This is a genomic window from Enterococcus sp. BWR-S5 (genome assembly GCF_016745255.1).
GTDB lineage: Bacteria > Bacillota > Bacilli > Lactobacillales > Enterococcaceae > Enterococcus_L.
In genome coordinates, this window is sequence record NZ_JADOEQ010000029.1 from 1 (window position 1) to 23,584 (window position 23,584).

17 protein-coding genes and 1 pseudogene are annotated in these 23,584 nt (G+C 38.3%); 6 read left to right on the top strand and 12 right to left on the bottom strand.

The window, feature by feature from the left end:
- The 8 genes and pseudogenes from IW510_RS20845 to IW510_RS20880 form a co-directional block, all read right to left on the bottom strand.
- A pseudogene (locus IW510_RS20845) lies at positions 1-180 on the bottom strand (LPXTG cell wall anchor domain-containing protein); the annotation flags it as partial.
- Positions 181-199: 19 nt separating this feature from the next.
- Positions 200-3,688, bottom strand: coding sequence for an isopeptide-forming domain-containing fimbrial protein (locus tag IW510_RS20850; protein ID WP_202063062.1), 3,489 nt, complete (start codon positions 3,686-3,688; stop codon positions 200-202).
- Between the two features lie 203 nt (positions 3,689-3,891).
- Positions 3,892-4,587 carry a winged helix-turn-helix domain-containing protein gene (locus tag IW510_RS20855; RefSeq protein WP_202063064.1) on the bottom strand — a complete coding sequence of 232 codons (696 nt, stop codon included), beginning with the start codon at positions 4,585-4,587 and terminating at the stop codon, positions 3,892-3,894.
- Between the two features lie 275 nt (positions 4,588-4,862).
- Positions 4,863-5,981, bottom strand: coding sequence for a tyrosine-type recombinase/integrase (locus IW510_RS20860; RefSeq protein ID WP_202063066.1), 1,119 nt, complete (start codon positions 5,979-5,981; stop codon positions 4,863-4,865).
- Positions 5,982-6,813: 832 nt separating this feature from the next.
- Positions 6,814-7,173 (bottom strand): hypothetical protein, encoded by a 360-nt coding sequence (locus IW510_RS20865; protein ID WP_202063068.1) that lies wholly within the window; start codon positions 7,171-7,173, stop codon positions 6,814-6,816.
- 171 nt (positions 7,174-7,344) lie between these two features.
- Positions 7,345-7,785, bottom strand: a complete 441-nt coding sequence (locus tag IW510_RS20870) for a carboxymuconolactone decarboxylase family protein (protein WP_202063070.1) — start codon at positions 7,783-7,785, stop codon at positions 7,345-7,347.
- Between the two features lie 211 nt (positions 7,786-7,996).
- On the bottom strand, positions 7,997-9,430 hold the full coding sequence (locus tag IW510_RS20875; RefSeq protein WP_202063072.1) for a glycoside hydrolase family 1 protein: 1,434 nt from the start codon (positions 9,428-9,430) through the stop codon (positions 7,997-7,999).
- Between the two features lie 295 nt (positions 9,431-9,725).
- Entirely contained in the window at positions 9,726-10,427 is a 702-nt protein-coding gene (locus IW510_RS20880) for a DsbA family protein (RefSeq protein WP_202063094.1), read from the bottom strand.
- Between the two features lie 175 nt (positions 10,428-10,602).
- Here IW510_RS20880 and IW510_RS20885 point away from each other — a divergent pair, with 175 nt between their 5' ends.
- Positions 10,603-12,165, top strand: a complete 1,563-nt coding sequence (locus IW510_RS20885; protein ID WP_202063074.1) for a helix-turn-helix domain-containing protein — start codon at positions 10,603-10,605, stop codon at positions 12,163-12,165.
- A gap of 138 nt (positions 12,166-12,303) precedes the next feature.
- On the opposite strand, the gene IW510_RS20890 is transcribed toward IW510_RS20885, so the two are convergent.
- The 3 genes from IW510_RS20890 to IW510_RS20900 all read right to left on the bottom strand — a co-directional run bounded on the left by IW510_RS20890 (position 12,304) and on the right by IW510_RS20900 (position 17,302).
- Positions 12,304-14,643: a BspA family leucine-rich repeat surface protein gene (locus tag IW510_RS20890; protein ID WP_202063076.1), complete on the bottom strand. Its 2,340-nt coding sequence runs from the start codon at positions 14,641-14,643 to the stop codon at positions 12,304-12,306.
- 478 nt (positions 14,644-15,121) lie between these two features.
- Entirely contained in the window at positions 15,122-16,525 is a 1,404-nt protein-coding gene (locus IW510_RS20895; protein WP_202063078.1) for a M24 family metallopeptidase, read from the bottom strand.
- Positions 16,526-16,540: 15 nt separating this feature from the next.
- Complete coding sequence (locus tag IW510_RS20900) at positions 16,541-17,302, bottom strand: DeoR/GlpR family DNA-binding transcription regulator (RefSeq protein ID WP_202063081.1); 762 nt, start codon at positions 17,300-17,302, stop codon at positions 16,541-16,543.
- Positions 17,303-17,510: 208 nt separating this feature from the next.
- Between IW510_RS20900 and IW510_RS20905 the strand changes: the two genes are divergently transcribed.
- Entirely contained in the window at positions 17,511-19,154 is a 1,644-nt protein-coding gene (locus IW510_RS20905; RefSeq protein ID WP_202063083.1) for a PTS transporter subunit EIIC, read from the top strand.
- The gene (locus tag IW510_RS20910) at positions 19,144-19,848 is read left to right on the top strand and encodes an MBL fold metallo-hydrolase (protein WP_202063084.1); all 705 of its coding nucleotides are present in this window, start codon (positions 19,144-19,146) and stop codon (positions 19,846-19,848) included. The genes IW510_RS20905 and IW510_RS20910 overlap by 11 nt, the downstream gene beginning before the upstream one ends.
- A 650-nt stretch (positions 19,849-20,498) precedes the next feature.
- On the opposite strand, the gene IW510_RS20915 is transcribed toward IW510_RS20910, so the two are convergent.
- Complete coding sequence (locus tag IW510_RS20915) at positions 20,499-20,960, bottom strand: hypothetical protein (RefSeq protein ID WP_202063086.1); 462 nt, start codon at positions 20,958-20,960, stop codon at positions 20,499-20,501.
- A 279-nt stretch (positions 20,961-21,239) separates the two neighbouring features.
- Between IW510_RS20915 and IW510_RS20920 the strand changes: the two genes are divergently transcribed.
- The 3 genes from IW510_RS20920 to IW510_RS20930 all read left to right on the top strand — a co-directional run bounded on the left by IW510_RS20920 (position 21,240) and on the right by IW510_RS20930 (position 23,376).
- Complete coding sequence (locus IW510_RS20920) at positions 21,240-21,746, top strand: VanZ family protein (protein ID WP_202063088.1); 507 nt, start codon at positions 21,240-21,242, stop codon at positions 21,744-21,746.
- Positions 21,747-21,968: 222 nt separating this feature from the next.
- A complete protein-coding gene (locus tag IW510_RS20925) occupies positions 21,969-22,547 on the top strand; it encodes a histidine phosphatase family protein (protein WP_202063090.1) in 579 nt (192 codons plus the stop codon).
- A 16-nt stretch (positions 22,548-22,563) separates the two neighbouring features.
- Positions 22,564-23,376 carry an MBL fold metallo-hydrolase gene (locus tag IW510_RS20930; protein WP_202063092.1) on the top strand — a complete coding sequence of 271 codons (813 nt, stop codon included), beginning with the start codon at positions 22,564-22,566 and terminating at the stop codon, positions 23,374-23,376.
- Positions 23,377-23,584: the final 208 nt, after the last annotated feature.

Genomic DNA, 23,584 nt, shown 5'->3' on the forward strand with positions numbered 1-23,584 from the left:
CTCCGGTTCAGAGCTGGGTTCCGGCTCGCTGGAGCTTGGAACGGTCTCCTCATAAAACTCAATGATACCGTTGGTCTGAACACCTTTCCCATTTTCAGCACCGTGAGCAGGCATGGCAAAGCCAAGCAGAAGTCCTGCCACCAAAGAGAGGCGAAGAACGGTTGTAACAAATTGCTTCATGTGTGTGTCCTCTCTTTCATTAAGGTGTCGGCGTATCGCCTAGAATCCAGGTAATTTCTGCCTGATATTTCCCAAGCTTTGGTACACTACCTGCAGGTACTTCCAGCTTCAGACCTGCGCCATTGGCGCTCCAGTCATCACTGACAACATAATCCCCCGCACTTGCATGTGTATGGGTTTTGATTGTGAGTTCAGAATTAAGAGCGAGTGATTCTTCCGTTGTTCCATCATTAAACTTGATGGCATCTGTCAAAATCTTCGTGCCATCTTCTGTATTTGCCATCACTTTGGTTAGTTTGGCTGTTAGAGTCCAGCTCTTACGATTGCCGCGGCTATCAGAAACAGTTAGAGGCGCACTTAATTCCGGGTCATTCATACGTGTGTCATTGGGTGTCAACGCATGTTTCTTGAAGTCAATGACATCCGGTGCAGAAGTAAGAACAAGCGAACCAAAAACGGGTCCACCAGGATTATCCACACTCGCCTCCGCTTCAAATACTTCACGTGGACGACCAGGAACATCGATACCTGGTAGGAAAGGTGCTTCTTCTCTCGGAGAATTACCACTAGCTTTCGCTGTGTTTTTAATTACTTTACCGATAGCAGAAGCCTTCACAGTTGCTTTAAACGTTACCTTTCCAGAAACACGGCTGTCTAAATCTCCTACCTTAACTGTCAATAACCTGCTAGCTTCATTGTAGTCATATTCACCAGTAGTAGCTGGTCTGTCATTAATCATCAAGTCAGCTGTTGCTGCAGAGAAATCCAGCTCTTCCGGAATAACATCCGTAATCGTTACATCAAACCAAGTGAATTTTTCACCACTAATTCCTTTTCCGTTGGTTGCCGTCAACGTGTAAGTTAGGGTATCACCAACCTGTGTAACTGTATCATTACTAGAAACAACTGTTTTACTCATTAGAGGTTTATCTGGAAGGATATCCTCTACTGTATACATAGTTGCTTTTTTAAATGTCGTGTCTCGATACGCTAAATCACTAGGGAATGGGTTAAGATTTCCTAAATGACTATTTGTTGTAGGAGCTGCCGGTTCAAAAGGCAGTTCACCATCCTGTGATTTTGCCAGTCCGGCATTATCCTCAAGATAAATAATTACATTGTCGCCAACATTTAAATAACCAGATAAATTATGCGTCCATTTACCGTCTGCACCAACTGTTCCAGCTGGAATCATACTTCCGGCATTTGAGGTACTACCGGTAATTGATAGATACACAACTGCATTAGGCTCTAAATTTTCAGCAATCAATTGCTTTGTCGCATTAGTTATTTTATTCTCTAAAACTTTTGCTGGCTCAGGCGGTGTCACGTCAATAACTGGTGTCGTTTTCTCCTCACCAACCCATATGTTAGGCGCTGATGGTCCCCGCTGTGCATGCGCAGTAATGTTCTGACCTGCTTTTTGAAGCAATGAAGCTTCTACCATAGCGTATCCATCAGCATCGGTCAGAACCGGGCCATAGCTTGTACCATGACTATCCTTAAAGTAAACAGATGCTTCTCCTGCTTTAGCATACACAGGTATCAGAATCGTATTTCCTTCGCTGTCATAACCAGTTGGTCGTTCTCCTAAAAGAACACGAACTTTCAAGGATTTATCTGCATCGGTTGTCGGATTCATAATAACTTCAGGGGCAGTGTTTTGTCCTGAAATACGTTTAAATATAAGCGGGTTAAACTTACCTAGTGTGCTTGACAAGGCACTGTCTGTACTCACTGGATATGGCGTTGAATTAGCCGCTGCAATTGTATTGGCATTTTGACTTGTTACCTTAAAGCCGCCAACCTTTACATAATCTTCTGAAGCACTTCCGTCCATTGGAACATCACTGGCAGCTGTCGCAAAACCATTGTTCCAAAGACTGATATCAGAATTAATAAACTCTACATAGTTGCTGTTACGACCATTCGCAACAGACAATGTATTATACAAGTTAATTGCCCGATAGTTTCCTCGACCACCATTCGTACCACCGTTATTTCGGATGTCGTACTGCTTGACATTATCGAATGTTAACGAGCTGTTTGTCACACTCGTATTGAAATCGATTGTCCCTAGTGCTGTTGCTGTTTTCCCATACATAAACACACTGGAGCCTGGTTCAAATACCGCATGAACATTGTTCGGATTCAATGAATTGAATGTATTGTCCATGTATGCACCACGCCCGTACTGGAATACAGACCCTGTTCCCCTACTAATGAGGTTTAGTGTCGCACCATTCTTAACTCTCAAACTGGAGTTCTGTGCATTAAAACGCCAAGCATTACCTGGCATGTCAATGTTGACAGTCGCTCCCTCTTTGATTGTTGCCGCTTGATAACTGGCATAGACTGCTGGGAATGTCTCCGCAGCAGATCGGATGTTAGTTAGATAAACAAAGCTATCTTCCCCAATCGTAAACTTCCCATCGTAGGCAGTTGCTGTAGGCTCCAAGTTAACCGTAAACCAAATGATAGAATAATCACGGTATTCAGTTATACCTTTATAGACAGCCTTTGGTTCAGTAATAAAACCACCCAAATAAAAATTTTCAGCTGAGGTACTGATATTGTTCACACCATATGCGGTTACCTCTGCTTGATAAACAACCATCAAACGGGCAACACCAGGAACTGAGCTGGCATTGTTGTCTCGGTCAGTATCAATATTTCCCATTCGGAAATACCAGTTTTTCGTGTATGGCGACTTAGCATTCGTCTGTCCTGAAATACTGTGATATTCTGTAGCCCCAATGAACCCCCGTGCATTAGATGCTTCGGAATCATCCTTTGCGACACTCACATCATGAATATGGAACATTGCTCGAGGCTGTGTTGAACCATCGGAAGCAACTTCTGTATAACTGGTAGGTGTTGTAAATGTTCCTAACGTTTTACGACCATTAAGCTTCAACATGTATTTCTGTTTTACGCCACTACCGTCGACATAACCACCATCGATTTCTAATGATGATTTTCTCAGCTCCACATCCTGATCACTAAAGATTGTCGTGCTTACACCGTCGACCGTGATATTTTCACTTGTGATGTCAGCCGTCAGCTTGATTTTCGTAACAGTTTGATCCATGTACGCCCGTGCAAATTCTGTCCAATTTGATACATATGCAATTTTTGCATTTGGATTGAAGTTACCATGTGCCTGATTGTACGCAGCATTTGCGGCATCCATCTCGGCATCTGTCGGTCCATCTGTATTTGTCTTAGATGGAACAATTTGGGCACTTACATTTTGAGGTGTCGTCAGCTCTGCCATTGGGTCAAACGCTTCGCTCTCCTCAATAACCTCTGTCGTTTCCTCCACTGATTCTTCCGTCTCCATTGTAACTGAGCTTTCAGTTTTCAACGTCTCACTGCTGCTTACTTCTGTCTCACTGCTATTTTCTGTCGCTTTAACAGATGTACTAGTACTGCCATAAATACCAAGAATCAAGCCCAACATTAGAATAAGCGTAAAAACTATATAAGACTTTTTTCCGATTTTCATCTATTCATCTCCTCTCCTCAAATATTTCCATGTGCCTGTCTTATTGAATGACAACATGATTTATTTCAATTTTTTTCAAAACATGAGATAAGTATAGATTTCATATTGTATTTTTCATCTGTACCCTCTATTTTGTAAAAAATGAAATACAGAATTAAGTCACCGTCACTTGTTGGTAGAAGCCGCCATGACACCATTATTTGTTAGAATTTAATTAATCGATATCCTTGAGAACGAACTGTTTTAATATCAATATCTACCACACCATATTCTTGAAATTTTGTTCGTAGATGAAAAACTAAATTAGCAATACGAGCTTTCGAATGCTTTTGCGGCTCATTCCAAAGCTGCAGATAGAGTTCTTCATAACCTACTGTTTCATCAGGCGTACTATATAGGATGCTCATCATCTTGTACTCCAGTTTGGTCAGCTCAACTTCGATTCCTTCTGTATTTACAATACTTTGATTTTTAGCATTCAAAGAAATATCAATCCCTGCGTTTGCAGGTGTTTCATGTGCTTGTTGTATTTCACTCTTCATTTGATGTTGTTTTACTTCATTTTTTACAATCAGCTGCAGCTCTTCCGGCGGACACTCTTTATCAATATTATGATTTGCTCCTAATTGTAGATAGAGTAAACGATCTGTTTCTGAATTTTGTTTAGAGAATACCCAGACTGAAGAGGTAGCTTCTTCCCGTATCTTCAAAAGCAATCGGCAAACTTCTCCCATATTTTGCTGCACATCATTGTAAATGATAATCACATCGGTTTTATCAATAGCAGATTTCACATCGGCTGAAGTCACAGACCGAACACTATGTTCGTTTTTTTCTAACTCCTCTATGTACGATTGTTCGATTTTTCCCGCTACATTAATGACACTGACTGTACTCATAGCCTTTCCTCCTAACTTTCTAACCACTTTATTATTTTCAAAGCATACCTTTTGATTTTTTTAAATAAAAACATAAACTATATACATGGTTATTCTCGAAATATTATCATTTTTGTTTGTTTTATTTCTGAATTGTACGACAATGCAGAATAGTTGTTGTAAGTATTGCAGCGAAAGGCGTTAGCGTTTTTTTTCGACGATTCTGATGACGGCGAATAGATTAAAAAAATACCGCTATAAAATTTTGAAATCTCAAAATTTTATAGCGGTATTTTCTAAACAACTCTAGTCAATCGTTCATCAAGTATCTGGATAGCTTCTTGTCGTTTTTCCAACATAGAATCAGTATAGGTATCTAACGTCATACGTGTTGATTGATGTCCCAATAATTTGCTCAGGCTGGCAATATCAACACCATTTTCCAGACATCTCGTTGCAAAAGTATGCCTCAGCGCATGGAAGTGAGTTTTTTCCAACCCCGCAGCAGCTACGATTTTCTGAAAGCGATAATTAATCACTCGAGGCTCCGCGAACTTCCCTCGACAGGAAATGACATGATCGGAGCAGGCCTGTCTCTTTTTACTGATAAGATAATCCTTCAGGTTTGTCGCTAAAGGAATCATTCGTTCTGATTCCCAGGTCTTTGGCGCATTCATATCTATTTTTGTTTTTGATTCTGTCGTGCTCTCGTCTAATATTCTTGAGACGGTTCGTTTTACAAAGATCGTATTCTCTTCGAAATCAATGTCTGTCCATTTCAGACCGCTGATTTCCCCAATTCTCATTCCTGAGTAAAGTGCAAGGATGATTGGAGAGCAGTCCTTATCTTGAAAAGCATACGCCTCCAACTTTTCTTGCTGAGCCAACGTGAGTGCATGGACTTTTTTTCGTCTATACTTAGGTAAAACGATGTCGATGCATGGATTTCCCGCAAGGTATTCTCTCTGAACTGCGGCATTTAGACACTTTTTCAAAATATTATAGATATTTCGAATTGTTCCGGAAGACAAGCCGTTGCGCTCCAAGGAATCAACGAAATCCTGTATATTTTTCTTCGTGATTTCATGGAGACGATAGTCGCCTAATGACTGGAGAATATGGTTATCAATTAGTCGGTAATAGCTGTAATACGTTGTACTCTTAATATTTTTTTTCATGATATCCACCATCCAGAAGGAAATCCAATCTTTAAGCGTACCGTAGTATTGATTAATCGCAAACGGGGTCCGGATTGTTTTAGCCTTCATCACAGTCAGCTTCTCCTTAACCTCTGCATATTTTTTCCCATAAACATACCCGTAAATAATTTGACGGGAGACGTCTCGACTTTTTATATACCGTCCTTCCCAACGTCCATCTTTTCGTTTGTAAATATTTTCACCTTTTTTAGTCATTTTAATCACTTCTTTCTGGAAAATTGACGGTTTTTTTGACGGCTAGCAAAAAAATATCATTTTTTCTATCAAAAACCCTGTTTTTATCACTGTTTTATTTTTTATTTCAAAAAAAGTGTTGACTAAAATAAATTTTTACTTTAATATTTTGAATGAACAACACGTAAACAGTTGATTTTAATAGAAATTTCTGGATTGTCGTACAATTCAGAAATTTTTTTTGTTATTTTTACTAGGGCTTGCTAATTGTAACAAGCTTTTTATCTGAGTACGTGTCAATAGTCCCCTCTGAAAAAGTGATTTTTGACCTGATAATTATTTTTATATCCCTTCGAATTCTTTTCAGCTTCATTCTACACCTAAACTATCAAGCGGTATCCTAGGATTTGAAGAACTCTCACTTATTAAGAGAAGCATTTTGTAACCGCTTATATTTCAGCTAACCATCCACTCCATCTCTTGATTGTTAAAATCAGTCCGTTTGGTTCTATTTCAAATTGTTGATATCCCTCCCTCCTTTCTATTAGGATTTCTGACAATCGGATATTTTTTATCGGTAATGACGGTATTCATAATAGCCACCTCAAGAGATAGCAAAAGCGTCCAAATATGTTTTAAACTGCTGGTTTATCAAGAAGTGACCATATAGATTTTAAAAACCACCAAAGATTGCTTTAAAAAAGCTGTGATTCATTCAACAACCTCATCTGCCACCCGCCTTTCCTCAACAATTTTGATTAATTGAGAGCAAAAAAAATAGACAGCTTATTCAACTGTCTAATCATATATACAAGTGTGTAATCAGTTTTTTATTCGAGCCTTGGCTGCTTCTCTATTCCTCACGGATTATGTTATTGTTTAATAAAGCTTCTAGTTCATTTTTCCATGATTCTATCGCATCAAATTGCGTCACAAATTCAAAATCTGACATGTTACAGTGAACGTTGTAATGATGCTCAAAAAATCGAATCATGATGGAGGCGCGCACCTGTTCTTGCAATGCATCTCCCTGAGTAGCTTTGCAATAAAATACCCAGCTTGTACAAATTGCCTGTTCAGCCTCAGACTTTTCTTGATCCTGTTCAATCATTTGCTTTATATCTTTGATTAAATCCGGTTGGCCAATTTGTTCATAATATCCGTACCAAATTGTACGATAGCTATTGTATGTTTCATCAAAAAGTTGATTCATCCTCTTCTCCTTCGTTTAGAGATTGTGATAACAGCTGCTTCTACCTCTAGGGTTCTCCTTATGCCGGCAATTCTTGAAGCACTTAGAGATTGGACCTCTGTCTATTTGATTTCAGACGTTTACCTCCCTCAGCTATGACTGAACGTCTGCCATTAAAATCGTACATCCCTGCTATTCAGCCGTTGCCCTATTTCCCATAGAAATAGAGATTCTGTTCCAAGTATTGATTTGAGCGATTGTTAAAATTAAATCCACGTACTCTTTTTCGCTGAAATAGTCTCTTACTTTTTGATATATTTCAGCTGGAACACCTTGCTCAGAAATTTTCGTCACATACTCAGCTAGTTCCAGTGCTGCACCTTCTTTTTCAGTAAAATAATCTGCTTCATTCCAAACAGAAACACAGGCAATCTTTTCGAAGGACTCACCCATTTTAAGTAAATCTTTCGTATGCATGTTCACACAATAAGCACAGCCATTAATCAAAGATACCCTCAGCTTGATGTATTCTTTCAAGCTTCCATCCAGCTCTGCTTTACTCACATAATTTTCTACCTTCATGACTTGGCTTAATCCATCCGGAGCAATCGCATAATAATCTATTCTTGACATCGTTTCACATTCCTTTCAGCTTTAAAGAACATAAGTTCTCATTAATATTACATGAGTTTCTACAAGAGCACAATAAAGAAGCTTGGCTAATAGATGAGGGATTAAAACCAAACAAAAAAACTGCAGGATTTTCTCTTCCCTGCAGCTTTTACATAGTATGTTCTATTTTCAGAAGAATCATTTTTGAGAAATTGATTCTTGCTGTTATCCTCTACTCATTAACTTCCAGTTGCTCTCCATTAGATGCAATGACTTTCTTGTACCAATAGAACGAGTTCTTTCGCGTTCGTTCCAAGCTGCCGTTTCCTTCATCATCACGATCAACGTAGATAAAGCCATAGCGCTTACTCATTTCTCCGGTACCGGCACTAATCAAATCAATACAGCCCCATGGTGTATAGCCAATCAAGTCAACACCGTCATCTATAGCATTGCCCATTTCAACGATATGCTTTTTGAAATATTCTATACGATAATCATCATTGATTGACCCGTCTTCTTCTATTTTATCAAAAGCACCTAAACCATTTTCTACAACCATTAAAGGTACTTCATAACGTGAATAGATTTGATTTAACGTGTAACGTAATCCAACCGGATCAATTTGCCAACCCCAATCACTCGTCTCCAGGTACTCATTCGAAACACCACCAAATAAATTCCCGCCAGACTTGTCATCTCGTTCGTCCAAGTTTGCGGCAATACATGTACTCATGTAATAACTGAATGTATAATAATCGACTGTTCCTTCACTCAACAGAGCCTTGTCTTCTTCAGTAATTTCTACTTGAATGTCATTTTTTTCAAAATAGCGTGTCATATAATACGGATATGCCCCTTTGACTTGAACATCCCCACAGAAATAATTTAAGCGATCATTCATCTGCTGTGTTTTTAAAATATCTACCGGATTACATGTTTTTGGGTACATCGTGATATATGCCAGCATACAGCCGATTTTAAACTCAGGGTTGATTTTGTGACCGGCGATTACTGCCTTTGCAGAAGCTAAGAACACGTTATGAAGCGCTTGGTACTGTTCGGTTTCCGTATAGTCACGATTAAACAAACCATTAATCCGTTTCCCGTGCTCCAAGGTGCCAAAGTTGATTTCGTTGAAGGTTAACCAATACTTTACTTTATCCTTATAGCGCTCAAACAAAGTCGTTGCATAATGCTCATAAAAATCGATGACTTTCTTATTTAAAAAACCATCATACTTCTTACCTAGCTGAAAAGGTAATTCAAAATGAGAAATCGTAACTAATGGTTCAATCCCATATTTATGCAGCTCATCAAATAAATCATCATAATATTGAAGACCCGCTTCGTTCGGTGTCGTCTCATCACCATTTGGGAAAATCCGTGTCCAGGCAATAGACAGACGGTAGACCTTGAATCCCATTTCTGCAAATAACGCAATGTCCTCTTTATAGCGATGATAGGAGTCAATTGCGGTGTGGCTTGGATAATAGTATTTCTCATCGTCAATGACTAAATCAAATGAGCGATGTGTCCCCGATGTACGACTGCCTGCTCGATTGTGGTCACTAATTGAATCCCCTTTCCCATCTACATCCCAAGCTCCTTCACATTGATTCGCCGCAGTTGCGCCACCCCATAAAAAATCCTTTGGAAAACTCATAATATCAGCACTCCTTCTCTTATTTTTTTGATCCATAAAACGAAAAAATACCTAAACAGCCGCTTCTCCAAGCGGTCGTTTAGGTTTAGCTTAACTGAATAATTACTATCCTAAGTTAAAATTATCATTTAATGAAAGCACTGTCAATAGAATATTATCAAAAAAAGAACAGCATGTTTGCCCCAAGCTCATCTGTTTTTTGACTTATCACTTGAAGTCGCTATTGATAAATTACGAAGTATAGAAAAAAGCGATACAAGCCTCAAAAATTACTGAGTGCATGTATCAGCTTTATTTAATCACACTGCCATCCATCCTCATTCATGTTACAGGCTGGATTATCATCACCAAGAGCCTCCAAGGTCACGGTTGCATTTTCTTCTGCAATTTTATTTAGTGTCTCAACTAATTTATCAGTGGGTTGAGCCCCGCTAATCATATACTTTCCATTCACAACTAAGGCTGGAACACCTTGTAATTGGTATTTATGTGCTAGTTGAAAATCATTTAGAACAGCAGTTTCTGTTTCTTTATCAACAAATAACCTGTGCCATTCGTCAAAATCAACACTTGTTCCCTCCACTAATCTACAAATAACTGTCTTATCTTCAATATTCATACTATGAATAAAAAGCCCGGCCTGTAATGCATCAAAAACTTCCCAATAGGCATCCTGACCAGCTAGTATTCCCGCAGCCTTTGCTGCAATCAATCCATTTTTGGACGTTGGAAAATCAAAGTTTTCTGCTGCCATGCCGGCAATATTAAAACGATGTTCCTCATCATTTTGATTCGCATGATACCAATGGGTCAATACCTCATCTTTTACCTGCTTTCGACTGCCAAACATCTGCACAAAGTCTTCCTCTTCCCAGCCTAATGCAAAAGATCGGTGGATTACCTCTACATTTGGCCTATCAGCAATCATCCTTCTTAAGCGTGCTGACATCGGAAAGCAAAAGCTGCATATTACATCATGAAAAAATTCAATTGTCATCATTTTTATGTCCTCCAAATGGATTATATCATATTGTACTTACTATAAATAAGTATATGCTCATCTGTATGTAATAAATAAATCTGTGATTTTCCACTAAAAAATACCTTTGAGCCTTTCTACTTTGAGTTTTTTGGAATTCTTCTTATACTTGGGATGTCAGGAGGGAAATATCATGGACGATTTATGGGAAATACTTGATACTGTCATAATTAGAAAGCTCATCCTTTTGGAGCAAATCAAGGATGCTCGCGACTTTATTTCGATTCAGTCTCTTGCAGATAGAAATCATTGGGAGCGCCGAACTGTACTTAGATATATTGATTCACTATTGGAAGACTCCTGTGCGTACGATCATCCCAAGCTGACTTTTGAAAAAAAGGAGAACATGGTACGAATCACCTACACAGATTACAAAGATTTCCGTTCTCTCTATCTGTACATTCTTGAAAGCAGCTTACCTGTCCAAATACTTGAGAGTCTTCTTTTAGGAGAAAGTGTCTCTCTCAATGACTGTCTAAACAAGTATTTTATCAGTGAGTCAACCTTTAAACGACGTTTGAAGCCTTTAAAATCATTTCTCAAAAAGTACGATTTGGAGCTTTCCAGACAAAATGGTATATTCACCCTTATTGGTAAGGAACACCGAATCAGAATGTTTGCCTATGACTTTTTTTGGAAGCTTTATAGAGGAAGGAAATGGCCCTTCTCAACAATTGATGAGCAAAAGGTTGCGGCTGTCTCTGACTATCTTCTTGAGGAGTTCTCCGACGCTTGGAACGAAACGAATGAACATCAGATACGCTATGTCTTAGCAGTTAATCTTACCCGCTATCGCAAGGGCTTTAAGATTCACTTTACAGAGGAACAGCTCCACATGTATTTCACACAGGAATACTTGGATGAACCCAAGCCCTGGTTAAGTGTTTACCAGCTTCCTGAAGAAGAGGTTCTGTTTTTCTTCTTATTAGCTCAGACACAGGAAAAATTTCTCTCTATTTCGACCTTTAAAGACCCTGTTTTACTCCATCACAAAGAGACACATTCAGATATCTATGCAGCAACAGAAATGTTTTTTTCCTATTTCTCTCAAATGGTCTTTCCGCTCTCTGAAAAAGATAAAGAGGATTATTATACCTATATATTTGCTGATCATTTTTTCTGTGCGATGTTTAACCATTATCCAGTAGGAATGAGCGGCTTTGCCAGCAGTAGTGTTATTGAAGAACGCTTCCCTGCACTAACCGAGAAGCTCGATATCCTAATAAATAGAATGAAGCAGGAAACAGCCTTTCCTCTGTTTCAAAATAGAAATTTCTTACTGCCAAGATATGCACTGTTCTTCTCACTGCTCACAGATATCAGTTCCTTTGAAGAACCTATCACCATCTATTTTGACACAGGCTATCCAGAGCTGCTTGAGGGGCGTTTGGTAGATAGTGTTTATGATTATTTCCATAACGAATTCAACTTAATTGTTACACGTTCTACCGCAAAAGCTTTCCCACACCATGCCGATTTGATTCTCACAACAAGTCTTGTACCAATGGAAAATATCCATGCAGATTATACCGTGTATCTTCTAGATATTTTACGTTCCGAAGATATCGAACGAATCGAGCATGTCCTTCAAGAGATACGTGAAAACAGAGCCTCGAAGAAAAAGAGAAGCAAAGTGACAAAACCTCTATTTGGTATGCTGGATACCAACCTTTCAAGGCTCGTTAGTGAACGTTAACTGCTTTGCCTTTCAAAAAACAAGCCTACAGTCGATTCCTGTAGGCTTGTTTTTTTACATATTTTTATGAGCTGCGGATAGAGCCCTTTAGCGATTTCCAAAGCTGAAGCAACTCATCTCTATTGCTTGTAACAGCCTCTATCTAGCCGTCACTTCTCTAACATACGTTCCAGGTTGGCTTCCGTCATAGCCCTCCATCAGGCTGCTTGAAGAATCATGAGCAGCATTGTCAGGACCAAGCCATCTACCTGTGTAAGGAGACTCTGCTTTTTCAGGTAGATTTGTTTCCCAAAACTTGCTCTTTTCCCCTAATGTCAAACTATCAAGGTTCGCTGCATTAAATATATTCTTCATGTAGTAAGAACGCACGTTACTCGTATCAAAACTGGATACATCCAAACTAGTTAAAGAATCACAGCCGGCAAACATGGAATCCATATAGCCTACTTTTTTCGTATCAAAATGACGTACATCTAATGCTTTCAAAGACTTCATTCCCTTGAACATAGAGCCCATGTCAGAAACCCTCTCTGTGTTAAAGCTACTTACATCCAAAGCTTCTACTGAAGCTAAGTCATAAAACATACCATCCATATCAATGACATTCATTGTATCAAAACCAGTAATATCCAATACTGATAAAGCTGTCAAACCAAGGAACATCCCATTCATACTCGTCACATTACTTGTGTTGAAATTACTGACATTTAATACTTTGAGCGCACTTGCACCACCAAACATCCCTCTCATAGTAGTCACATTGCTCGTATCAAAGCCACTAATATCCAAGGTCTCTAAGGCTTCCAAATTAGAAAACATACCTTCCATACTAGTTACATTACTTGTATTGAAGTTGCTGACATCTAATGCTTTGATGTTTGATCCGATATTGAACATGTCGCTCATATCTACTACATTACTTGTATCAAAACTGCTGATATTCAGTGAGGTCAATTTTCTGTTATCAAAAAACATTTGAGCCATTGTTGTCACTTTACTTGTATCAAAGCTGCTCAAGTCCAATTCACTTAGCGAAACCAATCCCCAGAACATGTTGCTCATATCTGTCACATTCCCTGTATCAAAGCTGCTTAGATTCAACGATTCCAAGTGGCTATAGCCCCCACTATCCTCTATATGCCTGAACATATGACTCATATCAGTTACCTTGCTTGTGTTGAAGCTGGTTAGGTCAAGGTGCTGAACGCCCATCGCTCCCTCAAACATTGAACGCATATTCGTTACATTTTGAGTATTGAACGCACTGAGATCAAGCTCCTTGACATAACGCACATGATGAAACATGCTTTCCATATTTTCTGTTTTAGAGACATCCAGATACGTAAGCCCTTCAATTGCTTCTAAAGCATACATCCCCTGAAACAAAGAAGAGGAATCAACTGCTGCTGCCACAGGCTTCGTGAAGACGATTCGCTTAATCGTATCATTTACACGGGAATCCATTTGAATCCGATAGAAGCTGCCATACCATCCATCGGTATCTGGAAATTCTCCTTCACCAAACGTGATTGTTTGGGATACTTCATCCCATGTCCAATCAACCGTACCATACTGGCCGTATAAATTCATTTGGAAACGGCTTAACTCTTCATTATTTTCATTAAGTACAGCTACAACAACGTTATCCTTCACATTAGTAATATTTCTTTCCGGATTCAAAGAAAACGTACCGTCTGCGTTTACAGCGCTTTTGTTGTAACGTTTTCGGTTGACGTACAGCTGAACTGTTTTTGCTTTCGAATGTGCTTTACCAGATAGCTTACCTGTAATCATCGAATCATTTTCAAAATGGAACGGATCAAATTTCACCTGTAAATCCAGTGTATTAACCGGAACAGTGATTCTGGCAACTTCCTTCCCACTATTTGAACCAACGATTTCTACAAAATCCTCTGTTTCAATAATTTCTCCAGATTCAATTGGCATGATGAAAGTATCATCCTTATTAACATTTACTGATCGAATCAATTCATCATTAATCATCAAGCTGACAACACTCATTTGATTTCCTGCAATACCGCGAATCTCTTCATCAAATAGCGTATAATCATCAGCCGTTAAAATCACCTGGCTCTGCTCGATAGTTACCGTTTGACGATCCAGCTCATTATTTCTTCTATCCAAACCAACGATTTCAACCTTATCGTCGGCACTATTGATTACATCTCCGGCTTCCACCTCAAATGTTCCATCTGAATAGACCAAGCCATTGCGAATGGTCTCATCATTAACAAGTAATACAATTTTCTTAACTGATGTGTCTAGAAAACCTGTCACATAATCATCAATCCCCAATCGAAACGAATCAGGTGTAACCAAGGTTGCTTGTTGCACCTTCAGACTAGTTGGTATCTGAAGCTCCACATTTGCTTCCCCATTAACAGCCACTGGTTGAATAATCAAACCTGTAGATAATAAGACACCAATACACATGATTTTCAAACTCTTTTTTATCATCTTTCTAACACTCCTTTTCCTAAGATGATTTCATAATAGCATAAAAAAATATCTAATTGGACAGTATAAAGGATTATTAGATTATTTTACAAAACATAATCGTATTTAATAATAACTTGATTTCTTAATTTTCTATTTCTCTCTTTTTTTTAAGAATGAACTTGATTAAAAAGATATTTTTTCCTGATTATCATGACGCCAAATTCATAAATTTTCATTAATCAAACGCTGAGAATGGCTTATGATTTATCGAAGCTTCTTCTATTCCGCTCTTAGCCTTATAGTAGTCAAGTCCTGATTTTTTCATCACAAAATAAAACTCAGCGAAGAATTTTATTCCTCGCTGAGTTCAAATTTTACTCATTTTTTCTTTACCAAAACAATTGCTGTAAAATCCAAAACTTCTCCACAACAGATTTATAGTAACTCCTTCTACTTTTCTACTTAAAGAGTCTCCCCAACCTATTTATGAATTGCTTTATAGCTTTCCTGCATTACTACAACAAAGTGCTTGATCCTTCGCTAAATAGAATGGTCTCAAATAAGCAACCGCATTAGATAACGGCAATATTTCTTCATTAAGCTGTATGTTCAGCACCTCTTTAATGTACTTTCTTCGAGTAATAATTCGTTGCCATAGCTCTGGGTACTGTTCTTGAATTTTCTGTTGGAGCGTAGAATCTGCCAGCGCCACACATTCTTCAGCACTCACACCTGTATAGCCTGCGATAGATGGGATAATATCAATCTGTAGAATCATACCGCTTTTCAATACTTCATTAGAATCACCATAGATAGGCGAGGACATCCATTCATCATCCGCTACTAAATGACCGGGATTTAGGTGCCAATGATACCTCTCTTTTGGAAAAGCACTTTCTATCGCTTGATAGATTTCTTTCCCTTTGATTCCCACCTTAACTGTTTCCAACCAAGTAGCAACTGCACTGAAGTATGGCTTAGCAACACGATCTAAGTAATCACTCTGGTCCGCAGGAAGTTCATTTTCAGCCGAAATGACAAAGCCTGTTCGGCTGGATAGTCCGCCTTTAAACGCTGTTGTCAGGGATAAAGGATCACCTTTCTTCACCTGTTTATAGGTTGGATAAATAACCGCATGTTCAAATCGTTGCCCTGTTGCTGCAATTGTTACGACTGTGTTATATTGACCTTCTGCTGTCAATAGGTTCCCCAACTCAACTTCTTTTATGCCGGGCTCTACAGCATCCATTGCTGTTAAAATACAGTTGGATGACAGGTTAGCTCCGTACTCATAATGGGCAATCTCGTTCGCATTATTTGTTGTTCTGGCGCCATTCTCTCCAATAAAAAGATGCGCAGCATTTTCTAAAACAGCTGCTGAGTCTATACTCCCTTTGATTGCTTCTACAATAAAATAAGGAATATCAAAATAGGCTTTAGGGTCAGTATGTTTTGGTGTAAACATTTTCCAGCCAACTAGTCCAATCTGCTTCTTGCCGCTTAATCCGATTTCTTCAAAAAGGTCTTCTAGTGGCTGTTCATTATCCATTGGCTGATTTGGTAACGAGAACAGCGGGCTGTGTTTTAAGGCGGCCGGGATTCTTGATACCTTCGCCATTTTCAAATTCTCATTACCTAAAATTAGGGTAGCCTGTCCTGAGCTCTCAAGAATCAACAAGCCTTCTTCAAATCTCGGAATAAAACCTGTTAAATATTCAAAGTTGCCTCCGTGTTCCTTGTCAGCATAAATAACGAGCGCATCATATCCCGCTTCCTTCATTCTGTTAACAACTTTTTCTTTACGCTCTGCCATCGTTGTATCTAGCAGTACAGTCGGCGCTACCTTTTCATGTTTTTTAGGTGCTGCTATTGTTTTTAATTGAATTGTTCTATTTACCATTTTAAGTCTCCTTCATCAATGTCCCGCCAAAATCAGCTCGACACCATTTTTCTCTAACGCCTGTGCAAATTCCTCTTCGGGTTCTATATCCGTAATCAAATAATCAATATCAGATAACTCGCAGACTTTAAAAAAGCCTGTGGTGTCAATTTTAGTATGATCTGCTACACCAATCACTTTAGCCGCCTGTAAAGCGATTTGTCTCTTTACAAGGCCTTCTTCTTCCGTATGAATAAATAATCCATTACTAGATATGGCAAATATACCTAGCAAGGCATAATCCGCATTATACTGCGCAATTTTTTGAATTGTTTCACTTCCATACAAAAACAATTGCTCTTTATGCAGCTTCCCCGGCAGGAGTGTAATCTCGCTTTTCTCATTGCCTGCCAATAGTTTGGCATGTGTTAATGAATTGGTGATTGCATAGATATTTTTATCCTGTAGTTGAGGGATAACTGCTTCGACAGTTGTCGAGGAATCAAAAATAACACTGGAATTATCATTGACAAGCTCTGCAGCTTTTTGCGCTATTTTCTCTTTAATCAAGTGAAATTTTTCAGAGCGTTGATCATAATTAAAAATCATTGCTTCCCGATTGTTCAGTACAGCGCCACCATGGGTTCTTTTGACAACGTTTTGCTTCTCTAATTTGATTAAATCTCTTCGTACAGTATCTTTAGATACGTTAAGCTCCTCCACAAGTTTTTCAATTGTAGCACTTTTATGCTCTTCCAATACTGCTTTTATTCTTTCTAACCGCTCTTCAATTAACATATTTTCTCTCCTCGCTATTTAAGATACCACCTTTTGCATCTTTTTGCAATATAAAGCATTTTTAATTTATTTAAAAAATAATTGTTGCAATAAAATGCACACCATTTTATACTGGGCTTGCACAGTTAACACTATATTTTTCCTTCTCTTATAAAATGTAATCGCTTTTCCGTGCACACTCACTCTATTATTGAAAGGACTTATTTCTATGAAAGATACTATTTTTAGCACACTACAAAAAATTGGAAAATCCTTCATGCTGCCAATTGCTGTTTTACCTATTGCGGGTCTGCTTTTAGGAGTAGGCTCAACGTTAACGAACCCGGAACGAAGCACATTTATTAAAGAAGGCGGCTTCTTATTTAAGCTTTTCTCCGTTTTGACTGATAGCGGAAATATCGTATTTGGTCTATTGCCATTACTATTTGCTGTGGCAGTTGCTTTAGGACTTGCTAAGAACAGCAAGGAAGTAGCTGCACTTTCCGCTCTCATAGCTTACTTCGTTATGAACACGGCGATTACCAGCACAATCAAGAACTTTATGGATCTGGCTGATTTACAAAAGACTCCGGGATTGATTAGTAACTTTTTAGGCTTTGAAAACACAATGAACACCAGTGTACTCGGTGGCGTCATCATCGGCTTGGTTGTTTCTATCCTGCATAACAAATATTATAAAATAAAACTACCGGAAATGCTCTCTTTCTTTGGTGGAACAAGATTTATTCCTATCATTTCTGCATGTGCAGCAATTATTGTCGGGATTCTTTTTGCTTTCATTTGGCCGATTATTGCACAGGGAATTGCTGCTTTAGGTGCCGGGATTGCGGGACTAGGAATAGTGGGAACCTTTTTGTATGGCTTCATTTTACGAGCGTTGATTCCAACCGGCTTGCACCATGTTTTTTACATGCCTTTTTGGCAAACTGCATTAGGCGGTACAGCGACGGTTGCAGGAGAACATCTAGTCGGTGCTCAAAATATCCTATTTGCCCAATTAGCCAACGGAGATGTAATCAGCTCTGATGTTGCAAAATTTTATTCCGGTAACTATCCAATTATGATGTTTGGTTTTCCGGGAGCAGCTCTCGCAATGTATCATACAGCATTCAAAGAAAATAAGGAAAAAGTAAAGGGATTGCTGTTTTCTTCCTCACTTACTTCTTTTCTAACAGGAATAACAGAACCGTTAGAATTTTCGTTCTTATTTGCTTCACCATTACTATATTTTGGCATTCATTGCGTATTGGGCGGATTATCCTTTGCTATTGTTACCTTATTTAATGCAGGTGTGGGTTACACCTTTTCAGGTGGAATCCTCGACTTTCTAATCTATGGTATTATCCCCGGTAATGAACGAACACATTGGGTTGCCGTTCTAATTGTCGGAATCATCTATGCCTTTTTATACTATTTCGTTTTCAAATTTATGATTTTGAAGTTCAAGATTGCAACACCCGGAAGAGAAAGCCGCTCAGAAGAAGTAAAGCTTCATACAAAAGCAGATTATCTTGAGAAAAAAGCGCACGAAAATGCTTCAGTCGATAAAAAAGCTGGTGGTCCATCTACTACAGCTATACGTGAGGAAGATACATTAAGTGAACAGATTATTACCGGACTTGGTGGTCTGGAAAATATTCAGGATGTTGATAATTGTGCCACTCGATTACGTGTTACGCTAGTATCGGGAGATAAAGTAGACGAATCCCTTTTGAAAGAGACTGGCGCAGCCGGTGTTTTCCTTAAAGGGAACAATGCCCAAGTGATTTATGGTACAAAGGTTAGTAATATCAAAACAGAACTGGAAGAATACATTCAAAGGATTCAAGGAGACGAGACGGATGCAGATTAGAAAAGGATTGTACTTACTCTCAGGAGGACCCTATGGAAAATTGGGAAATGCTTACGCTGTAAAACATAATGAAGGATATCTCTTGATTGATAGCAGTAACCCCGGAGCATTGAAAACAATTTTAGGAAATTTAGATTACTGGGGAATCTCAGAAGATAAAATTACCCATGTCTTACTTACCCATGGACATGATGATCACGCAGGCTGTGCTGCTTATTTTCAAGAAAAAGGAGCCAAGGTTATTGTTGGAAGCGAGGATACAGAGATGATGGCTCAGGGAGACTTTGGGGTTGAAAGTCCTTATACCAATCATGTAATGCCTCCCTGTAAAGTAGATGATGTATTTACACAAGACACTCAGTTGGAAATTGGCGGTTTAAACATCCAGGTCTACACAATGCCAGGCCATACAGATGGCAGTGTTGTCTTTTATGTTCAGCTAGATATGGACTATGTACTTTTTTCCGGTGACATGTTTTTCCCTGATGGCGAGACTGGGAATGTCGCTTCCACCGGTTGGAAAGGCGATATGAACTATAATGGTGTCAAGTTGGGAGAAAGTTTTGCAAAGCTTTGGCGCCTCAACCTGATGCCTACTGTGATTGTCGGTGGACATGGTATTCCTCGTGTTGGAAATGATGCCAAAGAAAGTATCAAGCTTGCATACAAATACTATTTGTTAAATAATCGTTGACCAATGATTAGCGTTTATCTATTATAGTGAAATGAAAAAACTCTGCTTTTTTAGGCTTGGGACAATGGTCAGAAAAAATCTGATTATTGTCCCTTTTTGATTTTAGGTTACGCGAAAAACTCTCAGACCTATAAGGTTCAAGCGACCAAAGCTACATCAGAAAGAAAGCTAGGGAAATACATGGAGAAAAAAATACGCAGAGAAAACAAGTCCGATTTTGACAATACTCATCAAAATCAAACTTGTTTTCTTTTTGAGAAGGGCGACTGCCCCAATCTAAGGGTATAAATACCTATGCAATAAACTATCCCGTCCAAAGTAGGGAACAGGATAAAACTCTTCAATTAATTTATAAGGACAGACATTTAGGGTTATCTGTCCTCACAGGATGATTCTTTATGTACTATCATTTTATAAGTTTTAATCCACATCCTCAACAAATAAATTAAAAAAATATTTTAAATGATAGCGAAAAAAATCTGTTAAAATAAAATATTCCCTGATTCCTACTTATAACAACAAGTATAGTTATTGCTCTTCACTATTTGAGTGGAAGACGTCGCTTCTTCCTTTCTTCCGTCAATCTTGCCGTTTATTCCAAGTTCAGTATGTGCACCATAGCCAAAGTTCTATTTTCTACATATGCTGATTTAGTATTGAATGACTTCGATACTAAATATTTCAGCAAACGATGCCGGGTAAGTCTCCAATATGATGCCATTCGTTTTAATTTTTATTATCTGTCCCTTTTCCAATGCCATGCCATCAGTAACTATATAAAACTCCTGCATTCCGCCATTAATCTTCACGGTTACAAGTGCAGTTTTTTCACTACTTTTCGCATCCTTTAGAACTTCTCCGACAAATGTATTTTCTTCAGTAGAATCAAATATCGGGTCGTCTTCACTGAGACTTCCTTTTGGTACATCGATAACACCATCACTATCAAAAGAATAATCGACTGAACTTTGAGCTGTTGATTGATCAGATTCTGAAATTGAATAGGCATCTGTTTTCTGTTCGCTTGGCGAACTCTGCTGCTCTTCTTTTGTACATCCTGACAATACACCAAAAAGAAAAAGAACCTTTATGTATATAAACCCTTTTCTCACTATCTTCCTCCTCCTTTATCCTTCATCTATTTCATTGTAAAGGAACCTTATTTAGAAGTAAATCCAATGTTAAACAGCTAACATGAACTATTTAGTCAATAATCTTAAGTTTCTATTGATAGTTCTTAAATTCTCAAAAAGTTGATTAATTATTTTCTAAGCAGCTGCCTGTTCATCCCTATTCAAAGAATTATTTGCTATACTGCTACTTACCTTCATTTTCGAAATCTCTGCTTAGATTTCTGAATGAAAAAACTTATTAGAGGAGGACAACTATATATGAGCAAATCAACTGTACAAAAATTGGCTGTTGTCCTTACTACAATCTATTTTCTCTATTTATTTTGGGCAATCATCTTTAAATTCCAACTGTCCCTGTACTATTTACCAAATCTTCAATATATCAATCTCGTACCATTCGCGGAATCCTCTTTTCAATCAGGAGCATTCAATACTTTTGAGGTACTGGGAAATCTAATCATTTTTATTCCATTTGGTATCTATCTCAATCTGCTGCCGGCAAAGCTATCCTATATGAAACAGATTATTCTGATTGGTACTGTTAGCCTGTCCGTTGAACTTCTACAATACATTTTTTCAATTGGTGTCTCAGATATCACCGACCTGATAACCAATACACTTGGAGGAGTTTTAGGTATCCTTCTTTATCTCTTACTAAAAAAATTTTCAGCCAATAAATTAGTATTGCATAGATACCTGACCACCCTTTCAGCAATCGGCACTGCCATCACACTCATTTTTACGAACATTCTGTTTGTCGGATAAAAGAAACGCTCTGCCTCAATCAGGTAGAGCGTTTCTCTATTTTTGTTGTTTCCAACGAAAAAATCATGATAAAAATAAAAATTTATCGTATAAGAAGACTTGTCTAAATATGAAATTAATCTTAGTTTAAAGTTTTTTTCATGACACTCATCTCACATGAACCAACAGAGCTTGACTTAAAGCCTACTTTAACTGCTATACTTAGATAAAAAGGAGAATAGTATGACTCGATATCTTTATTTAATGCGCCACGGTGAAACTTTATTTAATCAACTAAATAAAGTTCAAGGTGCTTGTGACTCACCATTAACAGCATTAGGTATCTTACAAGCCAATGCAGCGAAAAAATATTTTGAATCATCTAACATTCATTTTGACAGCGCTTTCTCTTCTACGCAAGAACGAGCAAGTGATACTTTAGAAATTATTACCTCTTTGCCCTACAAACGATTAAAAGGATTAAAAGAAATGAATTTTGGTTTATTTGAAGCTCAGTCAACTTTTTTACAACCTAAGGGACCTCAAGCTTTTGAAGACTTCTATGTTTCATATGGTGGAGAAAGTGCCGAGTCCGTTAGGTCAAGGATGTTCGAAACGTTATCAGATATAATGCAGCAGAAAGAAAATAAACATGTTTTAGCTGTTTCGCATAATGGTGCATGCTTCTCATTTTTATCTACGATTTGGAAAGAACAATTTGGTCCTCAGCCAATTCATTTACCCAATTGCGGTATCATTAAATTGAGCTTTAGCAATAGTGAGTTTGAATTGCTTGGAATCATTGACCCAACAAAAATTTAATAAAGGAGTAAATCGAATGACAGGAGAAAAACAGGCAACCCCTCCCAAAACAGTTTTCTTTCACCAAGAAGCCTTTCAGACAAGTGAGCACACCTACATCCGTTGGCTAGGAAACTCAGGAATTCTATTGAACAGCAGAGGAACCTGCCTTTTAGTTGATCCGGTTTTAGAAGGCTTTGACATGTCTTTACTCATTGACATGCCGCTTAAAGCAGAAGATGTTCCTCATTTAGAGGCTATTTTAATTACCCATTCTGATAACGATCATTATAGTTTACCTACTATAAAAAAATTGGCTCCGGTAACTACCTCATTTCATGGACCAAAATATGTTGCACATCTAATGAAAGAACACTTTGGAGTTGAAGCAATCGGTCATGATATTTATGACACGTTTTATGTTAATGACTTGAAAATTTCGCTAACCAAAGCGAATCATTTATGGCAGAATGAAACAACAAAGTTTGATCGTATGTTTAAAACTGAAGATTATTGTGGATTTTGGATTGAGACAACTGATGGTACACTATGGATTCCAGGGGATTCTCGATTATTAGCTGAGCAGTTAGAAATGCCGAAGCCAGATGCCATTCTTTTTGATTTTTCGGATAACGAGTGGCATATTGGCTTTGAAAATGCGATAAAACTGGCGAATACTTATCCAAATGCTGACCTCATCCTTTCACATTGGGGAACGGTTGATGCTCCCCATATGAATGTTTTCAATGGAAATCCCGCTGATTTATCCGACAGAATCATCAATCCAGAACGGATTCAACTACTAGCGGCGGGCGAAGCCTTTGAGTTAAAGCGAAAGACCTCTAGTTGAGTTTTGAGTGTTACAGAAAAAATGACCATCTAACAAATGGGACTGATGAAGGTAGAAATACTTTTTTCAGTCCTATTTATTATAGAGTAATTATCCACCCGCATAGCGGGTGGCTTTTTAATAGCCCTAGAAGGGCTCATTACTTGCTGCTCCCTTCAAGGGAGCTTTTTAAGAGACCGCCAACCGCTATCTCTCTATTTTTTTCTAG